The organism is Pseudomonas sp. FW305-25 (assembly GCF_017351415.1).
GTDB lineage: Bacteria > Pseudomonadota > Gammaproteobacteria > Pseudomonadales > Pseudomonadaceae > Aquipseudomonas > Aquipseudomonas chlororaphis.
Genome location: NZ_JACNDE010000017.1, coordinates 20,696 through 42,307 on the forward strand (window position 1 = coordinate 20,696; position 21,612 = coordinate 42,307).

At 62.1% G+C, this 21,612-nt stretch carries 17 protein-coding genes and 1 pseudogene; 13 read left to right on the forward strand and 5 right to left on the reverse strand.

Features of this window, described 5'->3' with window-relative positions; all coding sequences use genetic code 11:
• Nucleotides 1–30: 30 nt before the first annotated feature.
• The 7 genes from J4E58_RS17260 (at nucleotide 31) to J4E58_RS17290 (ending at nucleotide 10,424) form a co-directional block, all read left to right on the forward strand.
• Nucleotides 31–591: a hypothetical protein gene (locus J4E58_RS17260; protein ID WP_256583160.1), complete on the forward strand. Its 561-nt coding sequence runs from the start codon at nucleotides 31–33 to the stop codon at nucleotides 589–591.
• Nucleotides 592–724: 133 nt separating this feature from the next.
• Nucleotides 725–1,198: a DUF5625 family protein gene (locus J4E58_RS17265; RefSeq protein WP_087091695.1), complete on the forward strand. Its 474-nt coding sequence runs from the start codon at nucleotides 725–727 to the stop codon at nucleotides 1,196–1,198.
• 310 nt (nucleotides 1,199–1,508) lie between these two features.
• Complete coding sequence (locus tag J4E58_RS17270) at nucleotides 1,509–1,847, forward strand: hypothetical protein (RefSeq protein ID WP_143481896.1); 339 nt, start codon at nucleotides 1,509–1,511, stop codon at nucleotides 1,845–1,847.
• Between the two features lie 889 nt (nucleotides 1,848–2,736).
• On the forward strand, nucleotides 2,737–8,556 hold the full coding sequence (locus tag J4E58_RS17275; protein WP_087091851.1) for a S8 family serine peptidase: 5,820 nt from the start codon (nucleotides 2,737–2,739) through the stop codon (nucleotides 8,554–8,556).
• Between the two features lie 181 nt (nucleotides 8,557–8,737).
• A complete protein-coding gene (locus J4E58_RS17280) occupies nucleotides 8,738–9,058 on the forward strand; it encodes a DUF6124 family protein (protein WP_256583157.1) in 321 nt (106 codons plus the stop codon).
• Nucleotides 9,059–9,232: 174 nt separating this feature from the next.
• The gene (locus tag J4E58_RS17285) at nucleotides 9,233–9,733 is read left to right on the forward strand and encodes an Hcp family type VI secretion system effector (protein ID WP_087091693.1); all 501 of its coding nucleotides are present in this window, start codon (nucleotides 9,233–9,235) and stop codon (nucleotides 9,731–9,733) included.
• Nucleotides 9,726–10,424, forward strand: a complete 699-nt coding sequence (locus tag J4E58_RS17290; protein ID WP_256583156.1) for a DUF4225 domain-containing protein — start codon at nucleotides 9,726–9,728, stop codon at nucleotides 10,422–10,424. The genes J4E58_RS17285 and J4E58_RS17290 overlap by 8 nt, the downstream gene beginning before the upstream one ends.
• A gap of 365 nt (nucleotides 10,425–10,789) precedes the next feature.
• Here the strand turns inward: J4E58_RS17290 and J4E58_RS17295 are convergent.
• Nucleotides 10,790–10,912: pseudogene (locus J4E58_RS17295) on the reverse strand (transposase); the annotation flags it as partial.
• A 135-nt stretch (nucleotides 10,913–11,047) separates the two neighbouring features.
• On the opposite strand from J4E58_RS17295, the gene J4E58_RS17300 reads away from it, so the two are divergent.
• From J4E58_RS17300 to J4E58_RS17310, 3 genes are all read left to right on the forward strand, one after another.
• A complete protein-coding gene (locus J4E58_RS17300; RefSeq protein WP_087091690.1) occupies nucleotides 11,048–11,545 on the forward strand; it encodes a sigma-70 family RNA polymerase sigma factor in 498 nt (165 codons plus the stop codon).
• 43 nt (nucleotides 11,546–11,588) lie between these two features.
• The gene (locus J4E58_RS17305; RefSeq protein ID WP_087091689.1) at nucleotides 11,589–12,584 is read left to right on the forward strand and encodes a FecR family protein; all 996 of its coding nucleotides are present in this window, start codon (nucleotides 11,589–11,591) and stop codon (nucleotides 12,582–12,584) included.
• A gap of 96 nt (nucleotides 12,585–12,680) precedes the next feature.
• Nucleotides 12,681–15,128 carry a TonB-dependent receptor gene (locus J4E58_RS17310; RefSeq protein WP_172963007.1) on the forward strand — a complete coding sequence of 816 codons (2,448 nt, stop codon included), beginning with the start codon at nucleotides 12,681–12,683 and terminating at the stop codon, nucleotides 15,126–15,128.
• A gap of 339 nt (nucleotides 15,129–15,467) precedes the next feature.
• On the opposite strand, the gene J4E58_RS17315 is transcribed toward J4E58_RS17310, so the two are convergent.
• Entirely contained in the window at nucleotides 15,468–16,628 is a 1,161-nt protein-coding gene (locus J4E58_RS17315; RefSeq protein WP_087091688.1) for an MFS transporter, read from the reverse strand.
• A complete protein-coding gene (locus J4E58_RS17320; RefSeq protein WP_087091687.1) occupies nucleotides 16,625–16,987 on the reverse strand; it encodes a hypothetical protein in 363 nt (120 codons plus the stop codon). The genes J4E58_RS17315 and J4E58_RS17320 overlap by 4 nt, the downstream gene beginning before the upstream one ends.
• Nucleotides 16,988–17,141: 154 nt before the next feature.
• On the opposite strand from J4E58_RS17320, the gene J4E58_RS17325 reads away from it, so the two are divergent.
• Nucleotides 17,142–17,612: an Lrp/AsnC family transcriptional regulator gene (locus J4E58_RS17325; protein ID WP_087091686.1), complete on the forward strand. Its 471-nt coding sequence runs from the start codon at nucleotides 17,142–17,144 to the stop codon at nucleotides 17,610–17,612.
• A 192-nt stretch (nucleotides 17,613–17,804) separates the two neighbouring features.
• Here J4E58_RS17325 and J4E58_RS17330 read toward each other — a convergent pair whose 3' ends face one another.
• Complete coding sequence (locus J4E58_RS17330; protein ID WP_007932743.1) at nucleotides 17,805–18,227, reverse strand: DoxX family protein; 423 nt, start codon at nucleotides 18,225–18,227, stop codon at nucleotides 17,805–17,807.
• Nucleotides 18,228–18,374: 147 nt separating this feature from the next.
• Here J4E58_RS17330 and J4E58_RS17335 point away from each other — a divergent pair, with 147 nt between their 5' ends.
• Nucleotides 18,375–19,280 carry a LysR family transcriptional regulator gene (locus J4E58_RS17335; protein WP_087091685.1) on the forward strand — a complete coding sequence of 302 codons (906 nt, stop codon included), beginning with the start codon at nucleotides 18,375–18,377 and terminating at the stop codon, nucleotides 19,278–19,280.
• Here the strand turns inward: J4E58_RS17335 and J4E58_RS17340 are convergent.
• Nucleotides 19,268–20,191 (reverse strand): LysR family transcriptional regulator, encoded by a 924-nt coding sequence (locus tag J4E58_RS17340; RefSeq protein ID WP_087091684.1) that lies wholly within the window; start codon nucleotides 20,189–20,191, stop codon nucleotides 19,268–19,270. The two genes, J4E58_RS17335 and J4E58_RS17340, sit on opposite strands and share 13 nt — an antisense overlap.
• Before the next feature lie 98 nt (nucleotides 20,192–20,289).
• Between J4E58_RS17340 and J4E58_RS17345 the strand changes: the two genes are divergently transcribed.
• On the forward strand, nucleotides 20,290–21,282 hold the full coding sequence (locus tag J4E58_RS17345; RefSeq protein WP_007932749.1) for a cyclase family protein: 993 nt from the start codon (nucleotides 20,290–20,292) through the stop codon (nucleotides 21,280–21,282).
• The last annotated feature ends 330 nt before the right edge of the window (nucleotides 21,283–21,612 follow it).

The window sequence follows — 21,612 nt, forward strand, 5'->3', positions numbered from 1 at the left end:
CTGTATTGGCTGGGTGCGGGAGCGGCAGTCGTGCTGCTTCTGTACTCCTTGCTGCCAACCACGCAAGACAGACCCTATATGAAACTTCATTCAACGGGGGAGGGCAGTGTTTTTACCGGGTGTGAGTTTTCATCCATCAAGCACGACGTGCCTGCCTTTCGATTCTCCATGAGTCCGCAGGCCTGTCGCCTGGTGCGTTATGACGGCAGCAGCGGCATCGAATTCACCCTCGAGTATCCAACGGCAGAGGTGGTCAGCGACGACGCCAAGGGCAGCCGTTACCCGATAGCCTTGTTTATCCAACGTATCTCCATGGAAGGCTTCGACGCCGACAGGCACCTGCGCGGCAAGCATCCCGTGGCGCTGGCGGACGGGGTCGAGGGTTATGAGGTCGGTGGTTTCCAGGAGCGCAAGTTCACAGGGAAAGATGGTGTCTCGGTGTATGTCTCGGACTATGTGGCGACGGTCCGGGCGAACCGCCTGTATGGCAGCGGATTATGGGTTTTCTACCAATACCCAAAGGAACTTACGGATGTAAGGGTCGTGGACGATTTTGTTCTCGGTGCCCTCGGTAAGGTATTGGCTGGATAAGGAGGTGGTGTGTGGAATTGATCGCATTTAATGACGACCAGCTACAAGGGCCTTCGCGTTTTTTGGATAAAAATATTATTCGGTTGGCAAGGTTCTTAATGTTGCTTCAAGGGTCGAGGTCTGGCTCAAGTTCTTGATTTTTTTCAGTTGTATCTGGCTGTCGGCATGCTCCGCACCGGTATGGGTGGTCAAGCCCATTGATATTTCACAGGCCGAACAAAGAGTCACAGCAGACTTTGTAGTCAGCAAGTCGGCTGACTATAGATTCGCTTTGCTGTTTATTCAGGGAAACACCCTGGCTGAAATAATCAGCCGGGAAGAAATCTGGGGCACCAGCCACAAGGAAGGTGTCGCGATTCCTGTGCATCTTCGGGTCTTGAAAGATGGAACACCGGTGTTTGACGAGGACATAGTGACCACAGGGATTTACTGGGGGCAGACGTTTGATTATCAGGGGCAGCGAATCAACACGACGGTGCGCTTGATCAAGACATTGGAATTGTCACCTGGGAGATATTCGGTTGAAGTCGGCACTCTTGGGGAAGTACAGGCATTTCGCAGTATTGAGAGCTACGTAGAGTTTAGTTATTACAATCCCAAGCATTGAATCGTTTTTGTAAGTTGGTAACGCACTGAAGGGACAGATTTGTTTTTAGGTGAATCCAGCTCTGAAAAATAAATCTATCCCCATTGACTAATTATTAAGGGATCAGGAGATGTTATCGATAATCCACGTTCAACGCAGTTTGCTGATCGCTGTAATCCTGTTGTTTTCTGCTTCGGTTACTGCGTCCTGCAGGTTTGAGGGGGGAAGGGATGGTCGTCACTCATATGAGCTGAATCTTCCTGAGTCCGAATGTCGCTGGGTGGACAATGGGGGCGGTGAAGTCATGACGCTTTCAATCGAGTACCCCAGCATGAAAGTCGTAAAGCCGCGAGTAGGGAACTCAGTTATCACGATTCGAATGTTCCCGATTTTACGACCATCTTTTCGGGAAGGGGCATTTTTAGACGGGGTGAAACCGTTCAAGGTTGTTGAGGGAGTCGAATTCTACGACTACGGGGGATTTATTACCCGCACATTTGACGGAGGTGAAGGCGAGACTGTATTTGCCACTGATCATGAGCGCTTCTGGCTGGCTAAGCGTTTGTTTAAAGATTTGCGGGTGTCTTATCAGTATGCGCGTAACTATGAAGACATAAAGTTTATGGACAGGTTTGTAATGAGTTTTCTTGAGCAGGTAATAGTTAGGTAAGGGTTTAGGGATGAATGTTGTTAACTTTAGTTCGGATGAGCTGGTAAAATTGCAGCAATTGCAGCAGCAGAAAAATTATCCTGCTGTGTACGGATATATGCATGAGATTGTGACTCGAGAGATAAAGAGTTCGCAGGATCCCACAGCCCTTGCGGAAATGAAGTCCATTGCCACATGGCTGGATGCAGCTAAGTCGATCAACTCGAACGACCGAACCTTTCAAAGCGATGTGGTTCGCGGCTCCATGAAATTTGCAGTGGCGACGACAGGGCGACTCTTAACGGATGCCGACTTCCAAAAGGCCTCGGACGGATTGGCACTTGAAGTGTCTGCGCATGTGCTGAGTGCCAAAGGAATGCCGCCGATCCAGCAGATTATTAACGCAGACGTCAATTCAGCTGTGCAGGGGCTGGATCTGAACCGCTGGAACTGGGCGGGGACTATTGGCGACGTTCTTTGGCCAATGTTTGGCGGGCTGGGGCATGATTATGTGCAGATAACCGGCGACTCCAAGGCCGAATACAGCAAGCATCTTGTTATCGCTGTTCTGCAGAACTCTGCAGGTATCAACCGGTTTCTGGATAGGGATACGCCACTCGATTCTTATCCGAAATGGAAGTTTGCCCGCGAAATGGGCAAGTTGCTTCCAGATGTTCTTTACCGTCTTTTTGAGGGGACGGGGGACGCGTCTGTCAGTGTGCCTGTAAATCCGACACCTACAGACCTGATTCATATTGATATCAACCCATCCCCCCAACCCCAACAGCACATCCAGGGCGAAAGCAAAGCCCAGCAGGACGTCGCCAACGGTTATATCCAGAACGCCGCGACGCACAATATCTTTGCCGTTGGCGGCATTCTCAACAAAACCGACTTCACCTCGACCCAGATGGCCAGCCTGGCCTCGGGCGGTATTCGTCCCGGTGAGATGCAGCTCGACCTCAACGCCCGGCCTAACACCTACCTGTCGAATTTCTACCAGACTCCGGACAGCACCAAGCCGGACTTCAGCCTGCGCAATGCCGTGACCCTGAACGGTCTGTCGGCCATGACCACCTTCAACACCTACGTCGATCCGCTGCTGCTGGACCTGACCGGCAACGGCGTGCACATGACCGACATCCGTGACGGCGTGCTGTTCGACACCGACCACAGCGGCACGCTCAAACGCAGCGGCTGGGCCGATCGCAGCACCGGCATGCTGGTGATCGACGATGGCAGCGGCCAGATCAAGGACGTCAGCCAGATGTTCTCCGAGTACTACGGCGGCAAGGCCGGCGTGAACGGCGCGGCGGGCGAGGCGAAGTTCAAGGACGGGTTCGCCGCCCTGGCCAGCGAGGATGGCAACAAGGATGGCGTGATCGATCAGCGCGATCCGATCTGGAGCAAGCTGCGGGTCTGGGTCGACGGCACCCATGACGCGAAAGTCGATGCCGGCGAACTCAAGACCCTGGCCGAGCTGGGCATCACCCAGATCAACGTGCGGGCTGCGGCGTCCACTCAAACCGAAGTGCGGGACGGCAATCGGGTGCTCGCCACCGGTTCCTTCACCATCAATGGCAAGAGCCAGGAAGCGCTGGCGGTGGATTTCCTCGGTGATCCGGTCAGCAATACCCTGAGCACCCAGGGCGCGGGCACCAAGGTGACCTCGACCAGCAACGGCATCACCACCACCGCCTATGCCAGCCAGAGCACCACGGGTGAAACCCTGGACGCGGCGCAGCTGGGCGTGGGCAACCTGTACGGCGGCAGCGGCAACGACACGCTGATTGCCGCGCCGGCCGGCGGCTGGCTGGTGGGTGGCGGCGGCAGCAACACCTATGTCGGCGGCAAGGGCGACGACGTGTTTGTGGTCAGCGCCTCGGACGACATGAAGAACCTCCACGGCAACGGCGGCCACGATACGGCGATCGTCGTCGGCGACAAAGGCGTGGTATTGAACATGGCCCAGGCCGGCCTGACCATCGCCCAGGGTGGCAGCGGCGACGACACCCTGATCAGCGGCGGCAGCGGCAGCGCCTTCATCAAGGGCGGCTCCGGCAATTCGACCCTGGTGGGCGGTGGCGGCAGCGACGTGCTGGTCGGCGGCAGCGGCCACAACACCATTATCGGCGGCAGCGGCAAGGCGGTGATCTACGCCGGGCCCCAGGGCGACGTGATCTACGCCGCCGAAGGCGGCAGCATCATTCACGCCGGTGGCGGCGCCGACCGGATTTTCGGTGGCGCGGGCAATGACGTGATCGAAGTCGGCCACGGCAACGCAACCATCGACGGCGACGGCGGGATCAACCTGGTGACCCTGCACGGCAACCATGGCGACTACCGCATCACCCGCACCGCCAGCGGCTATGAAGTGGCCGACAAGGTCGCCGGGCGCGACGGTACGGTGACCCTGAAAAATATCCAGAAGCTGAATTTCTCGGATATCTCGGCGGTCGATCTGCAGACCCCCAACGCCATGCCGGTGGCCGATGTGCTGAGCCTCGACCAGGACGGCAAGGCCTTCAACCGGACCCAGCCTCACCTGATTGCCGCGCAGAGCCTGCTGGCCAACGATCAACACCTCAACAGCCAGGGCGCGCTGCGCATCGCCAACGTCGGCGACGCGGTTGGCGGCTCTGTCAGCCTCACGGCCCAGGGCGACGTGCTCTTCACTCCGGATGCCCGCTACACCGGTCTGCTCAGCTTCAAGTACGGCGTGGTCGATGCCGCCGGCAACCTGTCGGCTTCGGTGGTGGACCTGAGCAGCGGGCAGACCGCGCCGATGCGCGCCGGGGTGACCTTGCTGACGCCGGAAGTGCCGCTGGACCCGTTGGCGGCCCAGGAGTGGTACCTCAGCGATACCAATGTGCTGCCGGTCTGGCAGGACTACACCGGCAAGGGCGTGCGTATCGGCCAGTTCGAGCCGGGCGGCCAGTTCGCTACCGCGCCCGAGATCTTCGACATCGCCCATCCGGACCTGGCCGCCAACGTCGACCAGGCCTGGCTGCAGACCCAACAGAGCAACGGCAGCTTGCCGGGCCTGGTGTCCAACCATGCCACGATGGTGGCGGGGGTGATGGTCGCGGCCAAGAATGGCACGGGCGGGGTAGGGGTGGCCTACGGCGCGACGCTGGGCGGCTATTACCTGGCCAACAGCGGCGCCGACCTCGCCGGGCTGGGGCACATGGTCAGCTTCGACATTGCCAACAACAGCTGGGGCTTCACCAACGATTTCGCCCTCAGCAGCTTCCAGGACGGCTTCGTCAACACCGCCACGGCGCTGAGCATGAATGCCCAGTACGCCGCGAGTAACGGTCGCGGTGGCCTGGGCACGATCATTGTCGCGGCCGGCGGCAACAGCCGCGCGACCGGCGGCAATGCCCAGGGCTCCTTGACCAACAACAACCGCTTCTCGGTGGAAGTCGGCGCGATCAATGCCCAGGGCGACTTGTCGACCCTGCAGATCGGCTCCTCGCCGTTCTCCAACCCGGGCGCCAGCCTGCTGGTGTCGGCGCCGGGCAGCAACGTGGTGTCCACCAGCCATATGCTGGAAACCGACCGTGGCTCGACCTTCGGCAACGACTACACCAGCATGCAGGGCACTAGTTTTGCCGCGCCTATCGTCTCCGGCATCGTCGCGCTGATGCTCGAGGCCAACCCGAACCTGGGCTACCGCGACGTGCAGCAGATCCTTGCGCTCTCGGCGCGCCAGATCAACGACCCGTCCACGCAGTGGAGCGACAACGCCGCCCACCACTGGAACGGCGGCGGCATGCATACCAGCAACGACTACGGCTTCGGCGAAGTCGATGCGCGGGCCGCGGTGCGCTTGGCCGAAGCCTGGATGACCCAGAGCACCGGGGCCAACGAGTATGTCTACAGCGCCTCCAGCGGCGCCCTGGGCAAGAACCTGGCGGCGGGGGGCACGCTGAGCTCGTCCATCGCCATGAATGCCGGCCTCAATGTGGAGCATGTCGAGATCGATTTCGACGCCCAGGTGGGCCGCCTTGGCGACCTGACGCTCAAGCTGATCTCGCCCGACGGTACCCAGAGCGTCCTGCTCAACCGCCAGGGCAAGGTGCCGGACGGCATGCCGGGGGCGAGCGCCACGGACCTTGGCAGCACGCAGTCGGGAGCGTTCAGATACACCTTCATGACGACCCATGACTTCGGCGAGCGCTCGGCGGGCAACTGGACCTTGCAGGTGAGCGATTCGGCTTCCGGCCTGCCGGTCACGCTCAATGCCTGGTCGCTGCGTTTGTACGGCAGCAAGAGCACCCCGGACGACACCTACTTCTACACCGACGAATACCTCAAGTCGGTGGTCGGGCATGCCAACCGTGGCGTCCTGGACGACGCGGTCAACGGTGTCGCGGGCGGGCGCAATACCCTCAACGCGGCGGCGGTGTCGGGGGATAGCTCGATCAACCTGCTGACCGGTGTCGCCAGCCTCGGCGGCGCGGCGTTGACGGTGAAAAATCCGCCGAGCATTCAGAACATCGTCACCGGCGACGGCAACGATGTGCTGGTGGCTGGCAATGCCGATGCCTTGCTCGACGGCGGGCGTGGCAACAACAGCCTGACGGGGGGCGCGGGCAAGGACTTCTTTGTGGTCCATCGCCGCGATGGCGGCAGCGATGTCATCAACCACTTCGAGGCCGCCCGTGGCGAGATCATCGACCTGGTGGGTTTTGCCGGGAAGAAGTTCACCGACCTGGTGCTCAGCCAGCAAGGCGCGGACGTCAAGATCGACCTGGCCAAGGGCCAGAGCATTGTCCTGAAGAACCAGTCGCTGGCCGGGATCGGCGCGGCGAACTTCAAGTTCCAGGACACCTTTGTCGCCCCGACGGCCTACGTCAACAGCGATGCCTCGGCGGTCCAGCCGCAGGAAGGCCTGGGCACGGTGCTGCTCAACGGCGGCGGCAAGGGCGTGATGTACAGCAGCGACGCCCAGGGCAAGATGGTGGCTTCGCTGAGCGGCACTATCTACAGCCATGACAGCGCGACTTCGGATGTGTTCGTGGTGGCGGCCCAGTCGGGTGTCAAGGACTACAACAACGCCTTGCGCGGCTTCCGTCATGGCATCGACAAGATCGACCTGCGCCAGACCGGGGTGACCGATTTCAGCCAGCTGACCCTCGAGCACAAGAATCGCGCGACCCTTAACGGCCTGACGCAGATTCACGGGGTGTATGTGACGCGTACCGGCGCCCAGGGCGCCGACTCCAACGTCAACCTGCTGTACCTGGATGCACTGGATGTGGCGCAGGTCAGCGCCTCGGACTTCATCTTCGCCGAGCCTGCGCCGCAGGTGGTGGCGCCAGTCGGCCCGGTGGTGGCTCCGGTGGAACAGCCGACGGTGACTGTACCGGGTACGCTGACGCCGATTGTCGAGCGTCCTGGTGTCGACAAGCCTGTCGTGGTGCCGCCGCTGCCGCCTGTCGATCTGCATCCGACCGTCAGCGTTCCAGTGGTCGATCCGGTGCTGCAACCTTCGGTGACGATCCCGGACATCACCCTGCCGGAACACAAGACGATCGAGCAGATCCTCGCCGAACGCGGTGTCGACCTGAATCCGAAAGTGCCGGAACACAAGACCGTCGAGCAGATCCTGGCCGAGCGTGGCGGCAACCAGGGGCCGACGGTTCCCGAGCACAAGACCATCGAGCAGATTCTCGCCGAGCGTGGCGTCGGTTCGTTGCAGCCTTCAAAGCTGCCGGATATCGGCCCGGTCGGCCGCGATCAAGGGGGACGCACGCCGGTGGATGTGCCGAGCCCGCGGCCGATCGTGATTCCCGATATCCCGGTGGTCGATACCAGCCACCGCGACCTGGATATTCCGAGTCGTCCGCGGGTCACCGTGCCCGATATCCCGACGGCGTCGAACCCGTGGCTCAAGTTCGATGACCCGGTGCCATCGGTGACTGACACCGAGGATTTCTCGTACGCTTCGATCCGCGACAGAATCCGTTCGCGTCCAACGCCCACCACCGTGGACCCGGTGACCAGCTCGTCGCGCGACCCGCTCACGCTGAGCCCGTTGCCGAGCGTCGATCCCGCGCCCGTGGCCAGCGATCCCAATACCATGACGGTCAAGGGGTTCTTCGCCAATGTCACCCTGGGCGACGAGAGCAAGACCATCAACGTCGAGGCGTCGAGCGCCAAGCTGGTGGCCGGCAACGGTGATAACAAGGTCAACGTGACGGGCAGCCGCGCCGAGATCACCCTGGGCAACGGCAACAACGTGATCGCCGGCGACATCAACAAGCTCACGGTCGGCCATGGCAACAACAGCATCACCGACAGCGGCTCCTTCGCCACGGTGAAGTTGGGCGATGGCAACAACAAGGTGCTGGTCAGCGGCAGCATGCCCACCGTGGAAGTCGGGCACGGGGTCAACGACCTCGAGTTCAGCGGCAGCATGGGCCAACTGGTGTTCGGCCAGGACATCAGCCCCGAGCGCCTGTGGTTCCAGCATGAAGGGCAGGACCTGCAGATCTCGGTGATCGGCAGCCAGCAGGAAGTCACGCTGCACAACTGGTACGCCGCGACCCCCGAGCGTCCACGGGACATCATGACCGGCGACCGTCACCGGTTGCTGGAGCGCAATGTGGAAAACCTGGTCCAGGCCATGGCGGCGTTCGCGCCGGCAGCACCGGCGACCATGACCTTCGGCGCTGCCGAGCAACAGGCCTTGCAGCCTGTGCTGGCGGCCAACTGGACGTGACCGCGTAACGTGACTCACTAACAGGGCCCGCGATGGAGATCGCGGGCCCTTTTTTGTTTTTGGTTGGGAATGGGCGGGTAGGTAAGCCGTCATTAATCCCTGGATACAAACAGGCGCCGTTTGCAACGAGGCGCCTTTTTTCGGCCTACGCTTCCAGGGCGGTCGTGCGTAGGGCGCATTCGTGCGCGCCGGGTTCCTGCTGCACCGGTCTACCAACCTGCATACGGCCACCTTCTTTTCGTTTGGTCGCGAGGGTGACGTCCCCGTTTCTCGCAACCGCCCGGGAAAGCTGTTCCGAGTGAACCCCAACCTGAGTACCGAAGAAGCATTGAGCAACGCTTGCGAAATCCTCGAGTCGCCAGCAAGCGCCACTTATCAATCTACCGAAGACATGCCCGCGACCAGCCACAAGGTGGTATTGGCAGGCGTGCGCTTGATTGAGATGGCGCAGGTGCTGGTGGAGGCGGTGTTGGAGTGGGAGGAGGGGAGAAGTTGTAGGTAGTCGTGAAAGAGCCCCGCGGATATGGAGCTCTTTTTTGTTCGTGGTCAGACAATGGCATAGCCTCCGTTTTCTTTTTGTAAATGAGATGGAGCTCCGATTTATTAGGACTTCTCTGATAGCAGGCTTGGTGCTTTCTTCATCAGTCTAGCCCTCCGAAGATAAGGAGTGGTACGGATGGCAAGTCATAGCTACATGAGTATTTCCGGTAAACGACAAGGATTGATTTCTTTCGGTTGCTCGGGTCCAAGCTCTATCGGTAACAAATGCCAGATCGGTCACCAAGACGAAATCATGGTGCTGGCTTACACACACGACATGATGACGGGCAATGATGGCAGCGTGGCAGGTGGTCGTGGTCAGCATATGCCTATTGTAATAACCAAGGGTATAGATAAAGCATCGCCACTATTGGCGAGTGCGCTACATGAGCGAGAAGAAGTGGAGTGCACGATCAATCTTTACCGAACTACGCCGACTGGGGGGCAGGAAAAATACTATTCAATACACCTTGCAGGTGCGCGTATTGCGCATATCAGCCAACAGGTCCCTCACGCTATTCATATGAATGATGCGGAACCGCAAGAAAGGGTGTCCATTCGGTATAGAGACATTACTTGGGTGCACATTCCAGGGGGCACAAGCGCGCAAAGTACATGGGGGAGTGAGCGTGAATGAGACTTCATGCGACATTCACGACGTGATCAAGGCTGCATCCGATCTAGTTTCAGTCGGATGCGATATAGGTATGACGCATTTCCTTGACGGGTTTACGCGACTTCAATTTGGCTCGATTATTTCAGACTATGCCAATGAGATTATCCGTGCTGTTGATAATGAAGTAATCAGTGCGTGGCAGGGACTACAAGAGATCAGAGCCGAGTATGCAGAACTATCGTCCACGGCGCTTTTTTATGCTCAAAACGGCGTAGGGGTCTTGGCTGGGGGGATGCAAATTGAAGCAGGTATCGCGATTACAGGAGCATCAGGCGGGATTGGGATTGTGCCCGGAGCGCTTCTAGTCGGTCATGGGGCTAACAACATTGCCGAAGGTGTGGCGAATATCTATAACGGCCCCAATATGCTAGGCGCACAAGGGCCTATGAGGCGCGTCTATCAAACCCTTTTCAGGGATACGTATAAAGGTGATAAGGCGTACTACTCTACAGACTTGTTTTTGTCGGGGTACGGCATGTTCAGATCGGTACGAGCGCCAGGATCGGTACAACTATTTAGATACGACCCAGTCAGCAATGAAAAAGCCTACCAACAAGCCGGAAAGCTGGCCTTGTTTTTTGAGGGGTTGGTTGATGCGATAACGTTGAACTCTATGGTCAAAGAAGAAAGACCAATGTTGGGAGGCAAGTGATATTGTGCGGCATAACGAATATTATGCCGTGCCACGTAGTCTTGGGATATAGAAGCGTAAACCAAATGTAGCGACAAGAATGTATGTGATTGCGTATGTAACCTTTAATGCGCTTCCATCTAGCGGGATTATTTCTGTGATGGCCCAAACAATTATTCCCATAATTGGGATTGAGCAGCCGAAAACCAAAAGGGATACAGATAAATAGTAACGAATATTTTCTAGGCTCATGACTGTCATATTTCTGGGGTGTGAACTTAGATTAGTATAGTTGTTCGAAATAATGCAACTCCCCTCCTTTTTAGCGACGAGAGCTTTTCAGTGGAAGGTAGGTAGCAATACCCGTTGTTACCCAACTCTCTTTCCTCGCTGTCCCGGTAACCGTACGCCATCCGCTTGATGACCTTTATTCGATTGTTTATGCCTTCCATATGCCCCGTGTACATCGGCCAGCGTACGCTGCTAATGATGCCCCGCCAGTAACCCTTCCACGACGAGTGCTCCTGTCACCAGCCCACCCACCGACAACCATCTAACCCCCTTCAACTCCCAGCACCCGAATCCATTGCCGCCTTTAATAAGAAGCATTACTATTCACGCCTCCCCACCCTCAGCACAGCGCAATGACCCCCAAGCCTCCCCGCCGATCAGGCTTTTTCGAGCACTACGAAGAGTTGATCGGCACCTGGACGCGTCGGCTGAAGAACCGTTCGCAGGCGGAAGACCTGGCCCATGACACCTTTGTCCGGGTGCTGGAGTCGGATGCGGCGGCGGTGCAGCAGCCGCGGGCGTATCTGCATCAGACAGCGCGCAATATCGCGGTGGATGCCTATCGCCGCGAGGATCGGCGCGGCGCCATGGAGCTGGAGGCGGTGTATCCAGTTGCGTCGCCCAGCGGCGACCCGGAGCATTTCATGCATGCGATCCAGCTGGCTGATTCTATCGAACGGGCCCTTGGCGAGTTGCCGTTGAACTGCCGCAAGGTGTTTGTCTGGCAGAAGCTCGAAGGCCTGACCCAGGCCGAGATTGCCGAGCGCCTGGGGCTGTCAAAAAACATGGTGGAAAAGTATATGATCCGCACCCTGCGGCATCTGCGCGAGCGCGTGGACGGGCCGCGCTGATGCATGCCATGACTTTTTCACCCCCAGCCCAACAGGATGTTCCATGACGCAGACTCGTGAGTGCGCGTGCGGGCAGGCGACGGTTCGCGATGAGGCGGCGCTGTGGTTTGTGCGCCTGCAAGAACCGGCGATCGATGCCGAGGAGCGGCAGCGTTTCGACGCCTGGCTGGCGCAGCACGAGGCGCATCGGGATGAATTCCAGCTGCTGCACACCCTGTGGGCGGCCACGGATCGGGTGCCCAGGGCGCGTTTGCAGGCGCTATGCGCAACCCCGAGCCCGAGCCCGAGCCCGAGCATCAGGCGTCGCCCGCTGTTGCGTTATGCGGTGGCGGCCAGTGTGCTGGCGGTGGCCGTGGGCCTGGGGTTGTTCAGCGGCCTGAACCAGCCTGCCGGGTACAGCGCCGAGTTCGCCACGGCCCCGGGCGAGCGCCGCCATGTGGCCTTGCCCGATGGTTCCCAGGTCGACCTGAACAGCCGCAGCCGCTTGTTGGTGCGTTATGAAAAAGGCCTGCGCAGCGTCGAGTTGAGCGAAGGCCAGGCAATGTTCAGTGTCGAGCACGACAGCAGCCGGCCCTTTGTGGTGGCGGCCGGGCCCGGCAAGGTCACGGTCACCGGCACGCGCTTCGATGTGCGCCGCGACGCCAGCCAGACCCGGGTGGCGGTGGAGCAGGGCACGGTGCGGGTGCAGGGGCGCGACGCCGCCGACAGCGACTTCGTCAACCTGACCGCGGGCCTGGGCACCGCGGTCGATGCCCGGGGCCAGGTGGCCGCGGCCTACGCGGTGGATCCCCAGGCGCTGACCGCCTGGCGCAGTGGCAAGCTGGTGTTCAATAACGCCAGCCTCAACGAGGTGGCCGCCGAGGTGTCGCGTTATCGCGACCAGCCGCTGCGGGTCGGCAGCGAGGCGGTGGGCAGGCTGCGCCTGACCAGCGTGTTCAAGGCCGACGACACCGACGCGCTGCTCAAGGCCTTGCCGAGCATCCTGCCGGTGGCGGTGAAGACCCACGCCGACGGTAGCCAGGAAATAATTGCGCGATAGATTCAGGTTTTTTTCGAGTTCTTCGTCTTCTTGTCCAACTGCAACTGGTTTTCATTAACAGACGCATCTTCTTGCGATCAACAGGACTGCTCGAACTTGAAACGCCTCGACCTGAATAACAACAATCCTTGCTCGCCTTCCACCCGCTGGCTGCCGCTGGCCCTGGCCCTGGCGGTCAGTGCCGCGCTGCCCCAGGCCCATGCCGAGCAGGCGCCGAGCGCTATCCACATCCAGGCCCAGCCGTTGGGCCAGGCCCTGAGCCAGCTGGGGCTGCAAACCTCGCTGCAGGTGTTTTTCAGCCCTGAGCTGGTGGCCGGCAAGCAGGCCCCGGCGGTGGACGGCAAGCTGTCGCCGGAGCAGGCGCTGCGCCAGTTACTGCAAGGCAGCGGCCTGCAATACCAGATCGACGGCGGCTCGGTGACCCTCAGCCCGGCGCCGTCGGCGGCGAGTGGCGGCCCTCTGGAGCTGGGCGCCACCAGCATCAGCGTGGTGGGTGACTGGCTGGGCGACGCCAACGCGGCGGTGGTGCAGAACCACCCCGGCGCGCGTACGGTGATCCGCCGTGAAGCCATGCTCGAACAGGGCGCGATGAACGTCGGCGACGTGCTGCGTCGGGTCCCGGGGGTGCAGGTGCAGGACGCCAACGGCACCGGCGGCAGCGATATTTCCCTCAACGTTGGCGTGCGCGGCCTGACGTCGCGCCTGTCGCCGCGCTCCACGGTGCTGATCGACGGCGTGCCGGCGGCCTTCGCGCCTTATGGCCAGCCACAGTTGTCGATGGCACCGATCTCCTCGGGCAACCTCGACAGCATTGACGTGGTGCGTGGCGCCGGTTCCGTGCGTTATGGGCCGCAGAACGTCGGCGGGGTGATCAACTTCGTGACCCGGGCCATCCCGGAAAAAGCCACCGGGGAAATCGGCACCACCCTGGAAACCTCCCAGCGCGGCGGCTGGAAGCATATCGACACGGCCTTTCTCGGTGGCACCGCGGACAACGGCATCGGCGCCGCGCTGCTGTACTCCGGGGTCAACGGCAACGGTTATCGCGCCAGCAACAACGGCAACGACATCGACGACGTGATCCTCAAGACCCATTGGGCGCCCACCGACCAGGACGATTTCAGCCTCAACTTCCACTACTACGACGCCAAGGCCGACATGCCCGGCGGCCTGACGCAAAAGCAGTACGACGCCGACCCCTACCAGTCGGACCGCGACTGGGACAACTTCAGCGGCCGCCGCAAGGATGTGTCGTTCAAGTACCTGCGTCAGATCGACGACCGCACCCAGTTCGAAGTGCTGACCTACTACTCCGACAGCTTCCGTGGCAGCACCATCGCCGCCCGCGACCAGAAGACCCTGGTGTCCTATCCGCGCACCTACTACACCTTCGGCATCGAGCCGCGGGTGTCCCATGTGTTCGACCTCGGCCCGACCACCCAGGAAGCCAGCGTCGGCATGCGCTACCTGAAAGAAGGCATGCACGAAGAGGCCAGCCGCCTGGCCCTGGTCAACAACCAGCCGGTGGTGCGCCCGGGCTCCGACGGCCATGTGTACCAGGACCGTACCGGTGGCACCGAGGCCACCGCCTTCTACATCGACGACAAGATCGACGTCGGCAACTGGACCATCACCCCGGGGATCCGCTTCGAGAACATCCGTACCGAATGGCACGACCGCCCGGTGGCCGGCACCAATGGCGTGCCGGTGCAGGAGAAGCGCCGCGAGATCAACAGCAACGAGCCGCTGCCGGCGCTGAGCGTGATGTACCACCTCTCCGATGCGTGGAAACTGTTCGCCAACTACGAGACGTCGTTCGGCAGCCTGCAGTACTTCCAACTGGGCCAGGGCGGGGTGGGCGACCAGACCGCCAACGGCCTGAACCCGGAGAAGGCCAAGACCTACGAGATCGGTACGCGCTACAACGATGAGGTGTGGGGCGGTGAGCTGACGGCGTTCTACATCGACTTCTCGGACGAGCTGCAATACATCAGCAACGATGTCGGCTGGACCAACCTCGGCGCGACCAAGCACCAGGGGATCGAGGCGTCGGTGCACTACGACCTGGCCGCGCTGGACCCGCGCCTCGACGGCCTGACCGCCAATGCCGGTTTCACCTACACCCGCGCGACCTATGAAGGTGGCAGCTCGGCGTTCAAGGATCGCGACCTGCCGTTCTACTCGCGCCAGGTGGCGACGCTCGGCCTGCGTTACGACATCAACCGCTGGACCTACAACATCGATGCCTTCGCCCAGTCCAAGCAGCGCTCGCCGGGCAGCATGGTCAACGCCGACGGCAGCTTCAACGACAACTACATCACCGAAGGCAGCGCCGACGGCCAGTACGGCGATATGCCGGGCTACGTCACCTGGAACGTGCGTGGCGGCTATGACTTCGGTTCGCAGCTGTCGAACCTCAAGCTCGGCGCCGGGGTGAAGAATCTCTTCGACAAGCAGTACTTCACCCGCTCCAGCGACAACAACTCCGGCATCTATGTCGGCGCGCCACGGACCTTCTTCGTCCAGGCCAGCGTCGGCTTCTGACCGACCGCGTCGTGCCCATCGCGGGCAATCGAGCGTCGACCGGCCGCTCCTACAGAAGCGAGGCTTGCCCGCGATTTTTATGCCCGGCGCAAACCTCTGTAGCCGCTGCCGCAGGCTGCGATCGAGCGGCACGCTCGTGGGGATCTTGCGGGCGCTGGAGACCTTGCGGGTCTATCGCAGCCTCGCGGGCTCGGCAGCGGCTACAGGGAGCGGTGACGCCCTCGATATTCCGGTCAGGCCCGATGTTTATGTAGCCGCTGCCGCAGGCTGCGCAAAGGCCCGCAGGGCCTTCCTGCGATCTCGAAAACACAGTGGACGTTCGATGGCCCGCAAAAGGGCTCAGACCTTCAACACTTTCCCGCTGGCCGCCACGCCAATCAGCATCACCGCGATCAGGCCGAAGGCGATGCTCAGGCTGCTGCCGTGGGCGATAAAGCCGATCAGCGCCGGGCCGGCGAGGATGCCGGCGTAACCCAGGGTGGTGATGGCCGGCACGGCGATGGCTTCGGGCATGACGGTCTGTTTGCCCACCGCGGTGTACAGCACCGGCACGATGTTCGAGCAGCCGACACCGACCAGCGCGTAACCCACCAGCGCGGCTTCCCAGGCCGGTGCCAGGGTCGCCAGCAGCAGGCCCGCGGCGGCCACCGAGCCGCCCATGACGATCACTCGCGTGGCCCCCAGCTTGTGCACGATGGCATCGCCGGTCAGGCGGCCGACGGTCATGGTCAGGGCGAAGGCCGCGTAACCCAGGCCGGCATAGGCGGCATCCACCTGGCGCTCGGCGCTGAGGAACACCGCGCTCCAGTCCAGCACCGCGCCTTCGGCGAGGAACACCACGAAGCACAGGCAGCCAATGAACAGCACCACGCCGTGGGGCACGGCAAAGGCCGGGCCCGAACTCTGGCTGCCGTACGGCAACATGTGCGGCGCCGCCTTGAGCAGGGCGATGATCAGCAAGGCCACCACCACCAGGGTCGCGCCCAGCGGCGACAGGCCCAGGCCGAGCATGGCGCTGACCCCGGCCGCGCCGACGATGCCGCCGAGGCTGAACAGGCCATGGAAGCCCGACATCATCGGCCGGCCGCTGGCCCGTTCGACGATCACCGCCTGCAGGTTCACCGTGGAATCCACCGTGCCCAGCCCGGCGCCGAACATGAACAGCCCGGCGATCAGCAGCGGCACCGTGCTCACCGTGGCCAGCAGCGGCAGGGCCAGGCAGATCAGCAGGCTGCCGGCGGCCATCACCCGCCGGCAACCGAAGCGCCCGGCAAGCACCCCGGCGATCGGCATCGCCAGGATCGAACCCACGCCCAGGCACAGCAGTAACAGGCCCAGGGTGCCTTCATCGAGCCCGGCCCGGGCCTTGGCGTAGGGCACCAGCGGCGCCCAGGCGGCGATGCCGAAACCGGCGATGAAAAAGGCGATGCGCGTGGCCATCTGTTCCAGGCGGCCGGGGCTGATCTGTTGCTCTGAGGTGTGGGTGTTGAGGGCTGTCATAAAAATCCTTGGCGGTCAGCTCCAGGCGCCTGTCGGGCAATCGGCGGTTGCCGCTGGAGGACCGGGCCGGCCGTTTCACCGACCCGTTGTTGATACACCGCCGGCGACATGGCGCCTTCGGTGTGGATAAGCAGGACGCGCGAGTGGGCGTCGAGGTGCGCGACTTTGCGCCGCGCGCCATCCTTGCACATCAGGCTCAGTCCCGCGAGGCCCGCGGCAGCGGATTCGCCGGCCAGCAGGGGAATGTCCCGGGCGCTGCCGGTGGCCAGCTGGCACATGGCGCCGGCGGCGAGCACGTCGGGGAGTGTGACCAGGCAATCGTTCGAAGGTTGCAGGAAGCGCCAGGCCGGGCCAGCCATCGACGAGTCCAGCGCGCCACTGGCCAGGCCCCGGCTCGCAGCCCTGGAAATAATATTGCGTGGCTGGCGAATTTGTTTCGCATAATCGCCAGCCTTTGCACAATTTCATTCCATTGATTGCCCACCACTGATTGCCCGCCCATGGATTGCCCGCATGACCACCAGCCTGGATACCTACGACCTGAAACTGCTCGCCGAACTGCAACGCGATGCGCGCACCCCGCAAAGCGAGTTGGGGTTGCGGGTGAACCTATCCACCGCGGCGGTCAACCGGCGCCTCAAGCGCCTGAGCGATGAAGGGGTGATCGAACGCTACAGCGCGGTCATCGCTCCCGAGGCCCTGGGCTATGAGCTGAGCATCATTGTCGAGGTGGAGGTGGAGAGTGAACGCATCGATCAGCTCGATGCGCTCAAGCGCAGCTTCCAGGCCTGCCCGCAGGTGCAGCAGTGCTACTACGTGGCGGGCGAGTGCGATTTTGTGCTGATCTTCACCGTGCGCAACATGGCCCAGTACAACGAACTGACTCGTGAGCTGTTCTTCGAGAACAACAACGTCAAGCGCTTCAAAACCCTGGTGGCCATGAGTCGGGTCAAGGTCGGGCTGGATGTGCCGACCATCCCTTGAAACACCTTAATTCCCTGTAGGAGCGAGCTTGCTCGCGATCAGCCGCCAGGCTGAAAGACATGGCGGTGCATCCGGGATTTTTATCGCGAGCAAGCTCGCTTGTATGTCTTAAGGTGGGCAAGGGGGCTCTTGTCACGAAACAAAACGACAACGCGGCGCCCTTGGGCGCCGCGTTGTCGTGGGGGCGGCCGATCAGCCCTGGCGGCGGGCATCCAGGCTGAAGCGGCCGGCGCCGAAGGCCACCACTTGCAGCAGGCCACCGGCCATGGCGATGTTCTTGAAGAAGTGGATGAACTGGTTCTGGTCGCCCAGGTTGTTGTGGAAGGCCAGGGCGGTGGCCACGCTGAACACGGCCAGGCCCAGGGCGACCAGGCGGGTGCGGTAGCCGGCGATCAGCAGCAGGCCGCCACCCAGTTCCACGGCGATGGCGATGCCCAGGGCCAGTTGCGGGAAGGGCAGGCCGACCGACTGGATGTAGCCGACCATGGCGGCCGGCGCGGCGATTTTCGAGAAGCCGGAAAGGATGAAAATGGCGCTGAGCAGGACGCGCCCGATCAGGCTGATGCTGGCGTTGCTGTTCGAGGTAGTGGACAGGCTGTTGGTCAGTGTGGACATGCTGGATTCTCTCAGTGGGTTCGGCCTCACCACCTTGGTGCGCCGCGATGGAGAGAAGTTTGCCACTGGCGTTATGAACGTAATAGCCGAATAATTTCGAGTGTCAGGTTCGATTTTTTAGAACGTAGCCTTTGCGAGAACAGCCCCATGTCCAGCAACCCCGGTACGCCCACCCTCGATCAATTGCGCATCTTCCTCACCATCGTCGAGGTCGGCAGCTTTGCCGGCGCGGCGCGCAAGCTGCATCGCGCCACCTCGGTGATCAGCTATTCCATGGCCAACCTGGAGCTGCAACTGGGGGTCAGCCTGTTCGACCGCAAGACCACCCGCAAACCCCAGCTCACCGAGGCCGGGCGCACGGTGCTGGCCGAGGCGCGGAGCATCTATAACGGCATCGACGGCCTGCGGGCCAAGGTCAAGGGGCTGCTGCAAGGCCTGGAAGCAGAGGTTCACCTGGTGATCGACGTGATGTTCCCGGCGGCGCGCATCGTCGATGCGCTGAAAAACTTCCGCCGCGAGTTCCCCACGGTGCAGCTGCACCTGCACATGGAGGCCCTGGGCGCGGTGGCCGAGATGGTGCTGGCGGGGCGCGCCGCGGTAGGTGTCAGCGGCATGGTGCATCGCGATCTGGGCGGTATCGAGCGGGTGCAGGTGGGGTTTGTTCAATTGATCCCGGTGGCGGCTCCGGAGCATCCGCTGGCGCAAGCATCGGTCAACCTGCCGGGGGCTGGTCGCGAGCATGTGCAGTTGGTGCTGTCGGACCGTTCCGAGCTGACGCGCAACCAGGATTTCGGCGTGGTCGGCACCCACAGCTGGCGCCTGGCGGACCTGGGCTCCAAGCATATGCTGCTCAGGGAAGGCATCGGCTGGGGCAACATGCCGGCACCGATGGTCGAAGAGGACCTGGCCAGCGGGCGCCTGGTGCAACTCGATCTGCCGGGCAGCCAGAGCCTGCCTTACGGCTTCGACGCCATCTACCGCCTCGACACGCCACCGGGGCCGGCGGCGTCCTGGCTGATCGATTGGCTGGTGGCCCAGGCTCAGTCCGCCTGAGGCATTGCCTGATCGGCTTCCTGGAGCGGGCCGAGGGCCTGGGCCAGGAAGTCGACGAAGAAGCGGATTTTCTGCGACACATGGCGATTGCTGGCATACACCGCATAGATGGTCCGGCGTGGCATGGAATAGCAGGGCAGGACCCGCTGCAACTGGCCGCTGTCGAGCAGCGGCTGGGCGATGAACGAGGGCAGGGCGCCAATGCCCAGCCCGGCCTGGAGCATGTCGCTGAGCATCAGGCTGTTGTCCACGGCAAAACGCACCGGCAGTTCCAGGCGGCTGCTGCCTTGCGGGCCTTCCAGCTGCCAGTGGCCGGGGTGTTCGGCCAGGCGATAGGCCAGGCAGCTGTGCTCGCGCAGATCATCGACCGTCTGTGGGCTGCCCTTGGCCTGCAGGTAGACCGGGGCGGCGCAGATCACCTGTTCGATTTCCCCCAGGCGCCGGGCGATCAGCGACGAGTCGGTCAACTGTCGGCGTATCCGCAGCGACACGTCGAAACCTTCGCTCACCACATCCAGCAGGCGGTCGTCGAGGGTCAGGTCGATGCGAAATTGCGGGTAGCGCCGCATGAAGTCGGCCAGGATCGGCGACAGCACCTTGAGGCCGAACGACAGCGGCGCGTTGACCCGCAAGCGGCCGCCGGGCTCGCGGGTGCCGGCGCGGGTCGCGCATTCCAGGGCCGTCAGTTCGTCGAGCAGGTGGCAGCATTCGCTGAAGTAGGCCTGGCCGGCGTCCGACAGGCTCATGCGGCGCGTGGTACGCAACAGCAACAGGCTGCCCAGGTGTTCCTCCAGCTGGCGCACCTGCTTGCTGACCGCGGCGGTGGATTGCCCCAGGTCGTTGGCCGCGAGGCTGAAGCTGGCGCGCTCCACCACGCGGCGAAAGGTGCGCATGGCTGCCAGCACATCCATATTGTTTCTCCTGGGTTGAATATGTCTTAACGAAACGGCTGATTATCGCCGAATTGTTAATCCATACCATGGGCACTTCATTTCACAGGAGTGTCGTCATGGCTGTTTCCCGTTTGTTGCCTGTCATCCCCGGCCTGGCCGCCTTGTCGCTGTTCAGTGCGCTGTGTGGCGCCGCGCCCCAGGCCGAAGTCGGCGTCAGCCCCTGGGGGCCGAAGGATGAGATCGGCCGCCTGAACCTGATCACCGAGCAGTCGCGGGCGGCGATCATGGCCCGGGTCAGCGGCAGCCAGGCCTACGACCTGGCGGTCGAGTATTTCGTCGGCATGCCCAGCTGGCAGGCGGCGGGCGATCCGCCGTACCAGATGTGGATGACCCACACCCCCCACGGCAATGTGATCGCCGACCCGATGCAGGTCGGCGAGCCGATGAACCGACATGTCAGCTATACCGGCTCGGCGGTGTCGATGTACGCCCATATGGGCACCCATATCGATGCGCTCAACCACTTCGGCCTCGACGGCAAGATCTGGAACGGCTTTCGCGCCGACCAGCACCTGGGCGATCGCGGCTGGAACGTCACCGGCGCGGAAAAACTGCCGCCGATCGTTGCCCGCGGGGTGCTGATCGACGTCGCCGCGGCCAAGGGCGTGGACATGCTGGCGGACAATTACCGGGTGACCCGCGCCGACCTGCAACAGGCGCTGAAGGCGCAGAAGGTCAGCCTGGAAAAGGGCGACGTGGTGCTGATCCGCACCGGGCGCATGCGCGACTATGAAAAGGCCCAGGCCTATATGGCCAACCCGCCGGGCATGAGCCTGGACGCGGCGAAGTTCCTGGTGGAGGAGGGCGGTGCCATGGTGGTGGGCGCCGATAACCTCAGTTTCGAGACCTTCCCGTCGGAGGTGGAAGGCAACTACTTGCCGTTGCATACCTACCTGCTGGCGATGCAGGGCGCGCCGATCCTGGAGCTGGTCAATCTCGAAGGCCTGTCGCGGGACCGGGTGTACCAGTTCGCCTTTATCGGCGCCTCGTTGAAGTTGCGCGGTGCCGATGCCGCGCCGATTCGGCCGATTGCCTTGCCGATTCGCTAGCCGCCTGCCATGCGACCTGTAACCGCTGCCGCCCGCTCAGCCCCGATGCTTGTGTAGCCGCTGCCGCAGGCTGCGATCGAGCGGCACGCTCGCGGGGATCTTGCGGGCGCTGGAGACCCTGCGGGTCTATCGCAGCCTCGCGGGCTCGGCAGCGGCTACAGGGATGGGGGGCACCCTCGATATTCCGCTCGGCCCCGATGTTTATGTAGCCGCTGCCGCAGGCTGCGATCGAGCGGTACGCTCGCGGGGATTTTGCGGGCGCCGAGACCCTGCGGGTCTATCGCAGCCTCGCGGGCTCGGCAGCGGCTACAGGGGGGGGCGTTAGTGGGG